12 protein-coding genes are annotated in these 14,775 nt (G+C 65.6%); 5 read left to right on the top strand and 7 right to left on the bottom strand.

The window, feature by feature from the left end; genetic code table 11:
* Nucleotides 1-3: 3 nt before the first annotated feature.
* Nucleotides 4-1,020, bottom strand: a complete 1,017-nt coding sequence (locus tag AC1DGI_RS11680) for an ABC transporter substrate-binding protein (protein WP_476898937.1) — start codon at nucleotides 1,018-1,020, stop codon at nucleotides 4-6.
* Between the two features lie 219 nt (nucleotides 1,021-1,239).
* On the opposite strand from AC1DGI_RS11680, the gene AC1DGI_RS11675 reads away from it, so the two are divergent.
* A complete protein-coding gene (locus AC1DGI_RS11675) occupies nucleotides 1,240-2,742 on the top strand; it encodes an aldehyde dehydrogenase family protein (RefSeq protein WP_476898936.1) in 1,503 nt (500 codons plus the stop codon).
* 123 nt (nucleotides 2,743-2,865) lie between these two features.
* Here the strand turns inward: AC1DGI_RS11675 and AC1DGI_RS11670 are convergent, their stop codons facing one another.
* The gene (locus AC1DGI_RS11670; protein ID WP_476898935.1) at nucleotides 2,866-4,455 is read right to left on the bottom strand and encodes an FAD-binding oxidoreductase; all 1,590 of its coding nucleotides are present in this window, start codon (nucleotides 4,453-4,455) and stop codon (nucleotides 2,866-2,868) included.
* A gap of 146 nt (nucleotides 4,456-4,601) precedes the next feature.
* Between AC1DGI_RS11670 and AC1DGI_RS11665 the strand changes: the two genes are divergently transcribed.
* Nucleotides 4,602-5,549 carry a LysR family transcriptional regulator gene (locus AC1DGI_RS11665; protein WP_476898934.1) on the top strand — a complete coding sequence of 316 codons (948 nt, stop codon included), beginning with the start codon at nucleotides 4,602-4,604 and terminating at the stop codon, nucleotides 5,547-5,549.
* Here the strand turns inward: AC1DGI_RS11665 and AC1DGI_RS11660 are convergent.
* From AC1DGI_RS11660 to AC1DGI_RS11650, 3 genes are all read right to left on the bottom strand, one after another.
* A complete protein-coding gene (locus AC1DGI_RS11660) occupies nucleotides 5,546-6,853 on the bottom strand; it encodes an LLM class flavin-dependent oxidoreductase (RefSeq protein ID WP_441402695.1) in 1,308 nt (435 codons plus the stop codon). The genes AC1DGI_RS11665 and AC1DGI_RS11660 overlap by 4 nt on opposite strands.
* Nucleotides 6,854-7,046: 193 nt before the next feature.
* Nucleotides 7,047-8,303: an MFS transporter gene (locus AC1DGI_RS11655; protein ID WP_476898933.1), complete on the bottom strand. Its 1,257-nt coding sequence runs from the start codon at nucleotides 8,301-8,303 to the stop codon at nucleotides 7,047-7,049.
* A gap of 302 nt (nucleotides 8,304-8,605) precedes the next feature.
* Nucleotides 8,606-9,499, bottom strand: a complete 894-nt coding sequence (locus AC1DGI_RS11650) for a VOC family protein (protein ID WP_476898932.1) — start codon at nucleotides 9,497-9,499, stop codon at nucleotides 8,606-8,608.
* Between the two features lie 266 nt (nucleotides 9,500-9,765).
* Here AC1DGI_RS11650 and AC1DGI_RS11645 point away from each other — a divergent pair, with 266 nt between their 5' ends.
* Nucleotides 9,766-10,029: a YegP family protein gene (locus AC1DGI_RS11645; protein WP_476898931.1), complete on the top strand. Its 264-nt coding sequence runs from the start codon at nucleotides 9,766-9,768 to the stop codon at nucleotides 10,027-10,029.
* Between the two features lie 83 nt (nucleotides 10,030-10,112).
* On the opposite strand, the gene AC1DGI_RS11640 is transcribed toward AC1DGI_RS11645, so the two are convergent.
* Nucleotides 10,113-10,814, bottom strand: coding sequence for a hypothetical protein (locus AC1DGI_RS11640; RefSeq protein WP_476898930.1), 702 nt, complete (start codon nucleotides 10,812-10,814; stop codon nucleotides 10,113-10,115).
* 224 nt (nucleotides 10,815-11,038) lie between these two features.
* On the opposite strand from AC1DGI_RS11640, the gene AC1DGI_RS11635 reads away from it, so the two are divergent.
* The gene (locus tag AC1DGI_RS11635) at nucleotides 11,039-12,271 is read left to right on the top strand and encodes a mechanosensitive ion channel family protein (RefSeq protein WP_476898929.1); all 1,233 of its coding nucleotides are present in this window, start codon (nucleotides 11,039-11,041) and stop codon (nucleotides 12,269-12,271) included.
* Between the two features lie 401 nt (nucleotides 12,272-12,672).
* Here AC1DGI_RS11635 and AC1DGI_RS11630 read toward each other — a convergent pair whose 3' ends face one another.
* Nucleotides 12,673-13,530, bottom strand: coding sequence for a pullulanase X25 domain-containing protein (locus AC1DGI_RS11630; protein WP_476898928.1), 858 nt, complete (start codon nucleotides 13,528-13,530; stop codon nucleotides 12,673-12,675).
* Nucleotides 13,531-13,775: 245 nt separating this feature from the next.
* Between AC1DGI_RS11630 and AC1DGI_RS11625 the strand changes: the two genes are divergently transcribed.
* Complete coding sequence (locus AC1DGI_RS11625; RefSeq protein WP_476898927.1) at nucleotides 13,776-14,750, top strand: aldo/keto reductase; 975 nt, start codon at nucleotides 13,776-13,778, stop codon at nucleotides 14,748-14,750.
* Nucleotides 14,751-14,775: the final 25 nt, after the last annotated feature.

Genomic DNA, 14,775 nt, shown 5'->3' with positions numbered 1-14,775 from the left:
GCCTTACTTGGCGAAGCGCGGGGCGTCGGCCCAGAGCATGGCTTCGGCGGTCAACGGCTTGGTGACAAACCCGAGGTCCTTCATGGCATCGATGCCGGCCTGTCCGGTCGCCAGGTTGATGGAGACGTTCACCGGAACGTAGGCCTTGGGGTTGACCTTCGAAGCGTCAACCTGCTTGATCCGGGCGGTGATGTCCACGATTGCCTTGACGTTGGCCGGGTCCGTGTAGAACGCGGCGGCCTTGGTCATTGCGTCATTGAACTTCTTGGCGGTCCCCGGATTGCTCTTGAGCCAGGCATCGGTGGCAGCCCAGACGGTCACGGGCATGTTGCCCTGGAACTCCCGCACGGGGCTGGCGATGCTCTTGAAGCCCGCGTCAACGAGCTGGTGGTAGAAGGTATCCGCCGCGAACGCCGCATCAACCGTTCCCTGTTCCAGCGCGGCCTGCATGCCCGCGTACGGGACGGCGATTTCCGTGATCGATTTGGGATCGATTCCTGCCGCTGCGGCGGCCTGGAGCATCGGGATGTCGCCACCGGTGTTCACGCCGACGACGGCAACGTTCTTGCCTTTCAGATCGGCGACGGTCTTGATGCCGCTGTTCTTGGGGATCAGGATTCCGGAGTTGTCGACGTTGGGATCAACCACGCCGTTACCGGAAATCACCTTCACCGGCATGCCCTTCGCCGTCGCGGTTGTCATGACGCCCCACGACGCCGTGGTGATATCGGCCTGTCCGCTCACGGTCTGCGCCAGGTTGGCCGCGGGATCGGCGCCCGGGACGATCTCGACGGTGAGGCCGGCTGCATCGAAGAAGCCCTTCTCCTTGGCGACGTACGCCGTTTCGAACTGGATAGGTGCTACGACCACCTTGATCGAGGTCTTGCCTTCCGATCCTCCGCTGGCCGCACTGCTCGCAGCGCTGGGGGCGCCACAGGCGGCCAACGACAGCAGGGTAAGTCCGGCAACGGCCGGCGTCAGGACCTTGGCCAACAGTGAGTAACGCTTGTGCTTTTCCATCCAGAATCTCCTCATTGAGTACTGGCGCCCGTGCCGGGGAACCCGGACCACGTGGCGCCTGAATGCTTGCTGGTCGATTGGGCGGCAGGCCCGATACGAAGGTTACAAATAAATGCATAATTCCTAGAACAATGTATCTTGGTGGATACGATGTGGCAACCATCACAGAAGACATAGTTTGAGATGCGACGCAATCCGCCTCCCGGAAGGAAGCCAACGATGCCCCTCACCCAGACCCTCTCCACGCCTGCGCGCCCGGACCTTTTGGCCAGGCCGCTGCGCCTGCTCATCGACGGCGCATGGGTGGAAGGCAGCGCCGAGCCCTTGTCCCTCATCGATCCATCCAGCGGCGAACAGCTGGTCGACTCTGCCTCCGCGACCGCGGGGGATGTCGACCGGGCCGTCGAGGCCGCCCGGCGGGCCTTTGACTCCGGCCCCTGGCCAGCGATGACCCCGGCCCAGCGGAGYCGGCTGATCTGGAAGCTCGGCGAGGCCATCGAGACCGCCGCCGACGAGCTGGCCCTGCTGGAAACGCTGAACACGGGAAAGCCCCTTGGCATTGCCCGGGCCTTCGAAATTGGCGGGGCCGCGGAGTCGTTCCGCTACAACGCGGGCTGGGCGACGAAGCTAAACGGCGAGACCCGCAACGTCTCATTGCCAGGCGAGTGGCACGCGTATACCCTTCGCGAACCCATCGGCGTCGTTGGTTTGATCGTTCCGTGGAACAGCCCGTTGGCCATCACGGCGGCCAAATTGGCGCCTGCCTTGGCCGCCGGCTGCACTGTCGTGCTCAAGCCCGCGGAACTTACACCGCTGACCGCAGTCCGGTTGGGCGAGCTGGCCCTGGAGGTGGGCTTCCCGCCCGGCGTGCTGAACATTGTCCAGGGCCTCGGTGCGGTTGCCGGCCAGCGGATCGCGGACCATCCGCTCGTGGACAAGATTTCCTTCACCGGATCGACGGCCGTGGGCAAGCACCTGCTGGCCTCCTGCGCGGGGAATTTGAAGCGCGTCTCGCTGGAGCTCGGCGGAAAATCCCCGGTGGTCATCTACCCGGATGCGGACCTCGAACGGGCCATCGATGGCGCCTCGATGAGTATCTTCGGCAACACCGGCCAGGTTTGCGCTGCTGGCTCCCGTCTCTACGTCCATGAGTCCGTGGCGGATGAGGTGATTGCCGGGATCGCGGACAGGGCCGGGGCGCTCCGGATCGGCGCCGGGATCGACCCGCAGGCCCAGCTCGGCCCGGTGATCTCCGCGCAGCAACGCGAGCGCATCCTCGGCTACATCGAGAGCGGCCGGGAGCAGGGCGCAGAACTGGTCACCGGTGGTGCGGCAGTCCCGGGAAATGGCTTCTTCATCCAGCCGACCATCCTCCGGAACACGACCCATGAAATGAGGGTGGTCCGCGAGGAAATCTTCGGGCCCGTGCTCTCCACGGCAACCTTCCGGGATGGGGACAGCGTCGCGGACATCGTGGCGCGGGCCAATGACACGATCTACGGCCTCTCGTCGACCATCTGGACGAAGGACGTCTCCCGGGCCCACCAGTTCGCGCGCCGGATCAAGGCGGGAAATGTGCGGGTCAACGCTGCCGGCGGCATGGATGCGAATATGCCGTTCGGCGGCTTCAAGCAGTCCGGCTGGGGCAAGGAGAACGGCCGCGAAGGCGTGGAGGCTTACACCGAAGTCAAGTCCGTGGCGGTCAATATCAGCGGCGCCTAGTCCGCCGCCCGGATTCCGCAAGCGAACAGGGCCGGACGCTGGTTTCTTCCACCAGCGTCCGGCCCTTTTTGTCATTTTGTCTTCCCGTCCCGCGACAGTCTGCAGGTCTTGTCGACAGCCGCCCTACTCCAGGACGGAGACCGCGACGCCGTCCGGCACCTGCGCTTCGACCGCGCGGTAGCGGCGGGGCCAGACGCCCTGCTTGCCCGGGGACAGGATCCCGTTCGGGTCCAGCGCGTCCTTCAGCCTCTCCTGGACGCGGCGGATGGCATGGTTGCCGTAATCGAAGCCGTCCGCGATGACGTCCATGTAGTCCACGTGGCTGCGATAAGGCGCATAGCCGCGGCGGCGGGCAGCGGCAAGCAGTTCGGCATAGAGAGCCCGCGCCCGGGCCAGCTGCTCCTGGTTGTCATTCTCGAAAAAAATCATGGTCACGTGCACCATGTGCCGTGGATACAGGTGATAGCCGATGTACAGGTCGAAGCCGTGGCGGCGGTAAAGCTCCTTGGCCTCCTGGTAGAACTCCCAGACCTCCTCGCCCCTGGCCGGAATGATGGGGGCCGCGTCGATGTGGCCGCCGTTCTCGGCGGCCCACGCAACCGTGGACAGCGGTTTGAGCGTCGGAACGCCGGCCATCTGGGTGCGGTCGATCTGGGCGATGTCCTCGTACGCCACCTGGGCGCCCTCGGCACCTTCATAGAGGCGGGCTCTGACGGTGAATCCCTCGAGCCCGGCGAAACGCTCCCGGATGATTTCCAGCCGGCGCTCGGCCAGGCCCTTGTCGCCGTAGATGGCGAACTTGGCGTTCCATTGCCCGATGCCCATCTCCTGGCGCATCTCCTCCAGCCGGTCATCGGGGATTGACCCCTCGCCGGTGTACCAGCGGGAACGGGGACCGTTCATGGTCGCGGCCCTGACCACGTTGCCGCACAGTGCATTGTTTTGGATGACATCCTCCCGGCGGAGCTGGGTGAGGATATCAACCAGCCGGGGCATGTCCTCCTCGCGCTCCACCACGACGTCGCCGTTGATGTAGACGTCCGGCCACGGCATCAGCCACAGACCAATCTTGGTCACAACACCCAGGTTGGACTGGGTGAAGATGCCGTCCAGGGTCGGCCCGAAGCCGCCCTTGAAGATGGGGCCGAGGTCCGTGCCTTCCATGGCCCACATTCCGGTGCGGAGCAGCTCGCCGTCCGGCAGCACCACCTCCATTCCGCACACTGACTGGACGTGGTCGCCCATCGGCGTCATGCCGTACCCCCGGTCCAGGGCATTGCCCATGACCGATCCCCAACCGAGTGCGGGGACGGACATCCACAGTTTCAGGCCCTTGGCCTGGATGTAGTCAAAAAGCTCGAAAAAGGTGACACCGGGCTCGATCACCGCGTAGTTGAGCTGGTCGTCCACCTCGATGATCTTGTTCATCCGGCTCAGATCCAGGGCCACCATGTCCCGGGTGCGCGGCTCCGGGCCGCCGTAACCGAGGTTCTTACCCTTGGAGAAAGACCACAGCGGCACGCCGGTCTCGTTGGCGATCCGGACGACGTCCTGAACCTCTTCCACACTGCCGGGGCGCACGCCCGGCCACTTCGCCCGTCCCGAGTTCAGCGGGTAGGGATCGATGTAGCCCTCTTGCGGGGTCGCTCGGACAACATTATCCGCGCCGACAATGGCTTCGGCCAGGTCGAGGAATTGCGTTTGGGCGTCCATCTACGTTCACGTCACTTTCCGGGAAGGCGCCGCCACGGGGCGGCCGTCACACTGGCGCCCGTCTGGGGCGCCATTCCATCATGGCAACATGGATGCCTCAAGTAAACCGTCGATTTCTGTATAGGCTTATCAGTAGAATTGACAATATGAATCTCGTCTCCCATCCCTCGATCACTCTTCGCCAGGTTCTCCATTTCGTCGTCGCCGCCGAGTCAGGGACGATGAGTGAGGCCGCCCGGCGGCTCCATATGGCACCGTCGGCGATTTCCATGTCTATCGCCGAGCTGGAGCGGATCGTAGGCGCCCAGCTGTGCATCAAGCGCAAGTCAAAGGGGCTGACCCTGACATCGACGGGAATAGTCGTGTTCCGACAGGCGAGGCAGTTGCTGGATCTCGCGGATGACATCACGTCGCTGTCCAAGAGGGACCGTGTGGACATCCGCGGCCCTCTGAAAGTCGGCTGCTACATGCCGCTGGGGCCCACGATCATCCCGCCGATGCTCACCGACTTCGCGACCCAATGCCCGCACGTGGAGGTCGACTTCGTCGAGGGCTACCACGAGGATCTCCAGGAACGGCTGCTCAACGGCTCCATTGACGCAGCATTCCTCTATGACATGGATGTGTCTCCGGCGCTCAAGACGGCCCCCCTGCTTTCCGTCGATCCGTACATCCTGTTGCCGGACAACCATCCACTTCGCGAAGCCCAGGTGGTGACCCTTAAGGACGTGGCAGCAGATCCGGTCATCTTTTTCGATGCGCCGCCGATCTCCACGCGAGTCCTGGACATGTACCGCACGGCCGGCCTGGCCCCCGACATACGGCACCGCTCACGCAGCTACGCCACAGTCCGCTCGCTAGTTGCGGGCGGCCGTGGCGTAGCAGTTCTTTTCCAGCAGCCGATGCTCGACGCACCCTATGAGGAGTTGCGCGTGGTGCTCAAGCAGGTCTCGGAGCCGCGAGCCACTGGGGGCGCGCGGGCCACGGTATCCCTCGCCTGGGCCCGCAGCATGCGCTTAAACGCACGGGCCCAAGCGTGGGTTGACGTCGCCGTCGAGCGCTTCCGGCCCGGCGGCGACGAACCTCGGGATTAGGCCGACGGGCGCGACAGCCCGAAGTTGTCCCGCAGCGTGGTGCCCTCGTATTCGCTGCGGAAGTAGCCGCGGTCCTGGAGCTCCGGGACCAGCTTGTCGCAGATCAGTTTGAATCCGCCGGGATTGAACGGGGCGTTGAGGTTGAAGCCGTCGCAGGCCTTCGACTCAAACCAATCCACCATGCGGTCCGCGACCTGGGAGGGCGTGCCTGCCATCCACTGGTGGCCGGTGGAACGGGCCAGGTCCACGATCAGCTCGCGCAGCGTCATGCCCATGTCCACGCTCTTCTTGCGGTAAATCTGGTAACGGCTGCCGAGTTTGGGGTCATCGGAAAACCATTCTGCGGGGATGGACTCATCAAACTCGAGCTCGGAAAGATCCATGCGCAGGTCCGCCCCGACCTGCTGCAGTCCGTTGCCGAGGTGGACGTAGCCCGCGAGCTCATTGGCCAGGTCCTGTGCTTCCTTCTCGGTGTCCCCGAGGATCGGCAGGATTCCCGGGATGATCTTCACGTCGTCGGGGTTCCGGCCCTTCTCGGCCACCATGTTCTTGAACTTCGTGTAGAACTCGACCGACGGCTGCTTGAACGGCTGGGCCGTGTAGATGCCGTCGGCAACCGAGGAGCCCAGGTCCATTCCGGGGCCCGAGGAACCGGCCTGGACCAGCACCGGACGGCCCTGCGGCGAGCGTGGCATGTTGATCGGCCCCTCGACCTCGAAGAACTCACCCTTATGGTTGATGGGCCGGAGCTTGCTCCGGTCCACGTATTCTCCCGAGGCACGGTCCACGATGATGGCGTCATCAGACCAGCTGTCCCACAGGCGCTGCACCACGTCCACGAATTCGGTGGCGCGCCGGTAGCGCACGGCCGGATCCGGGACCTCGTCGACGCCATAGTTGCGGAAGCCGTCGGAGGACGTGACGATGTTCCAGCCCGCCCGGCCGTTGGACATATGGTCGAGTCCGCACAGCTGCCGGGCCAGGTTGTAGGGTTCCGAAAACGACGTCGACATCGTACCGATGAGACCGATGTTCTTGGTCCTGGCGGCGAGTGCGGCGAGCACGGTCATGGGCTCGTAGAACCCGTTCATCTTGATATCTCCGCGCATCACGGTGTTGGCATGGACGATGTCGCCGAAAAACACAGCGTCGAGCTTGGCAGCCTCCGCCATGGCCGTCAGGTCTGCGACGAACTCCAGGTTCCCCAGTTCCTCGGCCCGGCTGCCCTCCATGCGCCAACTGTCCTTGTGGTAGCCCGCCGGCAACATGAACGTTGTCAGCACCATATGATTCTTCGGCTTCATTGCCTTGATTCCTTTCGTGGTTCGCGCCAAGCTGCGGCGCCTCGCTGGATCCATCATGGCAGTGTCCACTTGTTGCGTAAATGACACGTTTCAGAGCATGGAGATCAGAAAAATTGATTTAGCAGTTTCCCTGGGGCAACGCCGAGCCCGGCGCGCCGCAAGCGGCGCAGCCGGGCTCGAGGGGCCAGGAAGTTCAGAGCGCGAGCTCGGAGCCCTCCCGGGTCAGGCGGACTGCCCAGACTCCGGCGAGGAGGACCGCGACCCAGAAGACCCCCACCAGCCACATCGATCCGCTGCCGGCGAGCACCAGCCCGGTCGCTATCATCGGGGTGAAGCCTGCGCCGATCATCGAGGCGCCCTGATAGGAAAGGGATGCCCCGGTGTAGCGGACGTCGGTGGGGAACTGCTCGGAGATGTAGGCGCCGATAGGTCCGCCGAGAGCTCCCTGAAGCAGCCCGTTGCCGATCACGACGGCGGTGGCGAAGCCCCAGAGCGTCCCATTGCTGACCAGCATGATCAAGGGATATGCCAGGACCGCCGCGGCAATGCCGGCTCCCGTGAGCACCGCGCGGCGGCCGATCCGGTCGCTTAGCCTGGCCGAGTAGAAGCAGACTGCCACGGTCACGACCGCCGCAGCACCTTTCCAGTTCAGCACCTCAGAGCGGTCCACGCCGCTCGCGACTGCCACGGACACACCCCAGACGGTGAGCAGGCCCTGGCAGCAATAGAAACCCAGCGTCGCCACGAGGGTGACGACGACGGCGCGGGGGTGGCTGCGCAGCACCTCTACCAGCGGGGTCCGGCGGGTCTGGTCGGCTTTGGCGCTGAGTTCCTGGAAGGCAGGGGTCTCCGCCACCTTGAGGCGGATGACCAGTCCGACCACGATCAGCAGCGCGCTGAACAGGAAGGGAAGCCGCCAGCCCCAGACCAGGAACTGATCGCCTGTGGCTGCGGAAACAGCGGAAACCACCAGCGTTGCCAGCAGGCCGCCGGCCGGTCCGCCGGCATTGGCGAAGGAGGCCGCCAGCCCGCGCTTCTTCGCAGGGGCGTGTTCGAGTGCCATCAAGGTGGCTCCGCCCCACTCACCGCCGACCGCTATGCCTTGGACCACCCGCAGCAGCACGAGCACCACGGGCGCGGCGATCCCGATCTGCGCCGTCGTCGGCAGGACGCCGATCAGCACCGTGGAGCCGCCCATGAGCAGCATCGACAGCACCAGCACGTGTTTTCGGCCTATCCTGTCGCCGAAATGGCCAAAGATTATGCCACCGAGCGGGCGTGCGACGTAGCCGACCGCGAGGGTGGCGAAGGACGCGAACAGCGCGAATCCCGGGCCGAGGTTGGCAAAGAAGACCTTGTCGAACACCAGCGAGGCCGCGGTGGCATAAAGAATGAAGTCGTAGTACTCGATGATGCTGCCAACGAGGCTCGATCCGAGGATCCGACGCATATTCTTCGTATTTAGCGAGTCCGATGCCTTGACTGAAGCAGTCGCGGGCTCGGTACCAGGACCCACAGCGGGGTGTGGCCGGTCGAGGGGTGTCAGGGTGCTTTTGGGGTTGGGCATGTGCTCATTTCGTTTCTCTTAGGAGCGCCCGTCAGGGCCACCATGAGCTGCATCACAGGCAGGCTCCAGTATGACGCGCCTCACACCCATCCATCAAATGGATTACGCATAATCCCGTAAAAGTGTTTTATCTGAACTTCGTTCTGGTGGGCGCTGTGGACTGGCCGCACGGCGGCTATTCACTCCTAGCGGCGTGTGGCGCCAACTGAGCGCAGGTCCACGGGAGCCAGCCCGTGCTGGCGGAAGTCGAGCGGGCGGTATTGGCCCCACATGTTGTACCAGTTCTCATCCTCGCCCCAGACAACCGGGGGCCTGGCATCGTCGTAGATCTGCTCCAGGTCGGTGTACAGCTCGACGACGGCGCCCGAGGTTTCCACGAAGTAGGCGGCAATGTTATGGCCCGCCCCGTGGCGCACCGGGCCCCAAATCAGGTCCCGCCCCAGCTTGTTCAAACGGTCGCCGAGCTTGCCCAGATCGGCGATGCTCTGGGTCTGCCACGCATGGTGGTGCAGTGTCCCCTCGCCGCGGACCAGAGCGATGCCATGGTGGTCCGGGTTGCAGCGCATGAAGTAGGCAAAGTCGTCGCCGATTACGTCAGAGAGCCGAAAATCCAGGACACGATGCAGGAACCTCATCATCCCGCCCACATCCCGCGGGTGGAAGTTGATGTGGCCATAGCGGTCTGGACCGAACGAGAGCTGGGGCGCGTGGTTCTCCTGCATGCCGACGTAAATCTCGAAAACGAAGCCCTCGGGTCCCACAAAGGAGAACCCGTCTTCGATGCCCGCACCCCGGGGTTTCTCGCTGATGATCCGGAAATTCTCATCCTCCACGCGCTTGCGGATGATCCGCAGCGCATCGCCGTCCCGGGCCACGAGGCCGAAGCTGTCGACGCCGTCCACGTCGGACTCAACGTAGACCAGTTCATGGTGCACGTTGCCGGCGGCGAGGTAGACCGCGCCCGCCGTCCGTTCGGTTTCCCGGAGCCCGAGGATCTGGGTTGCGTCGAACACCGAGTCCTCGAGTTTCGTCGTCTGAATGCCGATGTGCCCCATGGCACTGATCAATCCCCAAGACATCCTTGTCTCCTGTTCCTCGCGCACTTCCGCGATCTCAATTTTTTGCATTTCGTATCAAATAAAACACTATCGTAAGGGAAATCGATTATCTAGGGTCGATCCTAAAGCCGCGCTTGTCCGCCGCGATCGCCCGTCATTGGGAACATCCGGGACTTTCGCCCCTTTAGTCCCCCCGGCGCGGTGGGCAGGGTGGATAGAAGTCCTCCGGCACCGGGCATGCAGCGGACACCCCGCGCCGCCCGCCGGAACGCTGAAAGGATAAAGACATGGCAGGGCAATTCGAGATCTTCACCGACGCAGAATCGAACGTCCGGTTCCGCCTGCTGGGCGCGGATGGCACAGTGCTGGCCGTCTCCAAGGCCTTCCAGGACAAGCGCGCCGCCGCAGACGGCATTATGGCGGTCCGCGAGTGCGCTGGCACCGGGCTGATCAGGGAATCGCACGCCACCCCCTGGGGCGCCGCCCGGACAAGAGGCAGCCAACCGGCGCAGCAGCACTCCCACCGGCGGAGGCACCTCCCCGCGGTGTGAATCGGTTCCGATAAGGGCCCGCCCGGCTCGTAGCCGGGCGGGCCCTCGCGCACTCCAGGCGCGCCCCGGGCCAGATCGATGCCTTACCCGGCCGCCTTAGCCGGCCGCAGCGACGTGATCATGGTCCGGATCTCCCGGTACTCCGGGGTACCGGCGTAGAGCTTCGCCTTCTCCAGGTACGGCAGCGAGGCCTCGCCCGGGGTGAGATTGTTGGCCGGGTTGTAGGCGCTGCCAAACAAGGCCCCGCTCGGCGGCCACAGGAACATTAAGAACATCGGGCACGCGAGCGACCCGGATTCCTCGGGCATCATGGTGATCCCGTAGGCGGCCGTCGTCGTTTGCGTCTGAACCGGCCCGGTGCCGTCCCCGCGCGATTCGAAGACGTAGCGCGGCACCGTGCGGTCCGCGGCGCCCGGTCGCGCCAGCGCCTGGACAGCTTGCGAATCGAACACCCGATACGGGTGCTGCTCGCTGCATTCCGCACCGGTGACGATGTTGGTCCGCAAGTGGGCCATCGGTTTCCCTGCCGCGTTCGTGACGTCCACGGACGCCCCGCCGAGGGCGTCGCCGGGATCCCTGGCGGTCCAGTCCGGCGGGTAGTCGAAGGCCAGCCCGTCCGACGTCGTGAACGTCTGCCAGCCCGACGGCGTTGTGGATTCGGAGGCTGGGGACGCGGCGGGTGAGGTCTCCGCCGTCGTGCTGGGTGGCGCCGTGCCGAGAATGCCGCAGGCCGCCAGCGCCAGGACCAGTCCAACCGCAGCGGTCAATAACGCGGCGCGACCCATGTCACCCTCCCCCAAAGATGCAAGTACTTGCCTCATTCTCGGGGATTCAGCCGCCGAATCAAGGGCACTAGGTCCCGAACCGGCCGGCGGCCGTGCGCACTGGCGCCCGGGGCGGCCCGGAACGGCCCTGGGTGAGCAGGCCCACGTTGACATTCCACCGATTTCAGTTGACCCGGCGAAGCTTGCTAGACCTGAAAGTAATGCAAGAATTTCTAAGCTCCGCTATGCCCTATATCGCTGTAGTCCTCGCCGTGGCCGCCGGGCTGGTCGCCTCGTGGCTGGTCCGCCGCATCGTCCTCCGTCTCAACCGCAAGCAGGAGGCACTCCGCGAGACCTCACGGGAGGCACGGCTTCCGTTGCGCTTTGCGCTCTGCCTGATCGGGGTCCGGATCGCGCTGAGCATGACCACCGACGACGCCGACTGGCGCCGCAACGTGGACCATGCCCTGGTGATCGCCTTGATCGCTTCCCTGGCCTGGCTGGCGATCGCCGTCCTGCTGGTCATCGAAACCATCATCCTGACCCGCTACCGCGTGGATGTGGCGGACAACCGGCGTGCCCGGCGGCTCCGCACCCAGGTGATCATGGCCCGGCGGATCGGCGTCGCGCTGATCGCGGTGGTGGCGCTGGGCAGCATCATGCTGACATTCCCCGCCATCCAAGCCCTCGGTGCCGGCCTGTTGGCCTCCGCCGGTGTGATCTCGATCGTGGCCGGCCTCGCCGCGCAGACCTCGCTGGTCAACGTCTTCGCCGGCCTCCAGCTCGCATTCACGGACGCCATCCGGGTGGACGACGTCGTCGTGGTTCAGAAGGAATGGGGCCGGATCGAGGAAATCACGCTGACCTACGTGGTGGTCCACATCTGGGACGACCGCCGGCTGATCCTGCCGTCCACCTACTTCACCACCACACCGTTCGAAAACTGGACCCGGCGCCAGTCCGAAGTGATGGGCACCGTGGAGTTCGACCTCGACTGGCGCGCGCCGGTGGAAGCCATGCGCGCCGAGCTCAAGAAGGTACTCGCCAGCACCAACCTCTGGGACGAGCGTGTCGGCGTCCTGCAGATCACCGACGCGACGGCAGGCTTTGTCCGGGTGCGCATCCTGGTCAGCGCCGGAGACAGCGCCTCACTCTTTGACCTGCGCTGCCTGATCCGCGAGGAGCTGGTGCTCTTCCTGCAGCAGGACCACCCGACGGCGCTGCCGCACGTCCGGCTCGAATCCATGCCGTCCGCCACGGCCTCCACCCAGCCGGCAACCCCCGCCCGGCCCACCGCGAAGCGGCCGGGCCGGCTCTCCGCCGCCGACGAAACCACCGCGCGGATGCCCTCCGACCCGCACGACTCGCAACTCTTCACCGGCTCCATCGAGGCTGTGCAGCGCTCCCGCGCGTTCACCGGGCCCGGCGAAGACGTGTTCGAGGACCGGGACAAGTCGATCGCGGCGCAGAAGAACTAGTAACGCTCGGGAGCGCAGGGTCTTCCGTGGCCGGTCTTCGCCGGCCAGGTCTTCCCTGGCAGGTCTCCCCTGCCAGGGTCTTCCCTGCCTGCCCACGTGGGTCGATAATCGGAGCCATGACGATCCCTCCGGCACCTGGTCCTGACCCGTTCCCGCCCGAACCCGGCCCGACAACGCCGGAGCCGCAGCCCGGCGATCCGTTCCCGCCGGATCCGGGGCCACCGCCGGCGCCCGTCCCCACGCCGGGTCCAAGCCCAACACCCAGCCCCACGCCCGGTCCGTTGCCGATCCCGGATCCCGGCCCGGTCCCGCCGCCGCCCGTTCCGCCCAGCCCGGACCCCACCCGGTTCTGAGCCTGGGCTCGCGAGGCGCAGGTCGGCTGGATCTTTGGGTGTCGGCGCCTAGTCGATGACGATGTCGCGGGTCCGGTGGTCGTAGCGGATGACCAGGACACCGCCGCGGTGATGCACCTCGTGGTTGGCGCCGTCGAACGCTCCGAACGCACCGTAGTTTTCGTCCCAGGAGCGGTTGATCGCGATCTTGAAGCTATAGGAACCCGCCGGCAGCTCCGCGGCGAGCTTCCAGAGCTGGTCCACTTCATCCAGCTGCATCTGGGACTCGTCATACTGCGGAGCCCAGTTCCCGGGCGCGCCCAGCAGGACGTTGAAGTCCCCGGCAACGGCTACGGCCGCGGGCTGCTCAATCGGCGCCGGGGCTGCCGCTGGCGTTTCCGCGTGAGTTTCAGCGGCCGCGCCCTCCGGGGTCTTCCGTTTCCGGACCGCCTTGGCGACCGGAGCGACGGCCTCTTCGACCAGCTTGGCTGCCTTGTCGGCCACCTTGGCCGCGACTTTGGCGGCCTTCGGCGCAGCCTTGGGCGCCGGCTTCCCCGCGGGGGCGGACGGCAGCGGAGTGTCGGCCGGAACCGGGGTACCGGCGTCGAGCGCGGCGGTGAAAGCGGCGGGATCGGCGAAGGCAACCGTGGCGCGCTGGCCGTCCTCGGTGATGGTCCAGCCGGAGCGGCCCTTGACCAGCCAGCCGGCCTTGACCAGCTTGGCCGTGGCGGTGGTGAGCGTCTTGTGACCGCGGGGAATGCCGCCGCTGAGCAGTTCGCGCTCGTGGTCGTTCAGTGGCACCCTCGCGATCGCCTCGCCCAGGACGACGCCGGCGTTCAGCTTCTCGCCCGACCAGACCCCCTCGGTCAGGACGTCCAAAACGGCCTTAAGCCGAAGGTTTGTGTTTTCCGCTGAGTTCGCGCCCATGGGTCTCCTTTAGAAGCAATTGATCCACCTGCATTTTGCCAAGGTTCGGCAGGTTACGCGACCGGATGAGGTTAACTCTTTGCGTCGTGTCCCACTATGACGGCCCGGAAGACGATGACAACCCGGGAAACCGTTGCCCGCGGCAAGCAGGCTGGCTAGAGTGGCCTGATCGCCGCAGCCCCTCTGGCCGAGCCGCCCCTCGGGCATCCACGGCACCACATCCCCCTCTGGTTCAGGAGATCCCTATGGAAACACGTACCCTCGGACCGCTCACCGTCTCGGCCCTCGGCCTGGGCTGCATGGGCATGAGCGAGTTTTACGGTCAGGGCAACGAGCAGGAGTCCGTGGCCACCATCCATGCCTTCCTCGACGCCGGCGGAACCCTGCTGGACACCGCCGACATGTACGGGCCATTCACCAACGAAAAGCTGGTGGGCGGGGCCATCGCCGGGCGGCGCGACGACGTCGTGCTGGCCACCAAATTCGGCAACGAACGCCGCGAAGACGGCTCCTGGGTAGGCATCAACGGCAAACCCGAGTACGTCCGGTCGGCGTGTGACGCGAGCCTGCAGCGCCTCGGCGTCGACCACATCGACCTGTACTACCAGCACCGGGTGGACAAAACCGTGCCCATCGAGGAGACCGTGGGCGCCATGGCCGAGCTGGTCCAGGCCGGCAAGGTCCGGCAGCTGGGCCTCTCCGAAGCCAGCGCCGACACGATCCGCCGCGCCCACGCCGTGCACCCCATCGCCGCCCTGCAAACCGAATACTCGCTGTGGGAGCGTGAGCCGGAGACCAAGGTCTTCCCGGTCCTCGCCGAACTGGGCATCGGCTTCGTCCCCTACAGCCCGTTGGGCCGCGGCTTCCTCACCGGCCAGTTGCGCAGCGAGGACGACTTCGCCGAGAACGATTTCCGCCGCCACTCACCCCGGTTCCAGGGCGAGAACTTCAACCGCAACATCGAGCTCGTGGACCGGGTCACGGAACTCGCCACCGAGAAGGGCTGCACCCCCGCGCAGCTGGCCCTCGCCTGGCTGCTGGCCCAAGGCGGCCACATCGTGCCGATCCCGGGGACCAAGAAGCGCGAGAGGCTGCGCGAGAACCTGGGCGCTGTCGACGTCGAGCTGTCCGCCGAGGACCTCAGCCGCCTCGATGAGCTGGCGCCGGCCGGCTACGAGGCGGGCGCGCGGTACCCGGACATGGGCAGCATCGACGCTTAGCCCTGTTGCCCTGTCAGCTATGGCT

The organism is Arthrobacter sp. 05N428_2 (assembly GCF_056397065.1).
The sequence above is the reverse complement of the archived record's forward strand: the minus strand, read 5'-3'. Positions and strand labels throughout refer to the sequence as shown.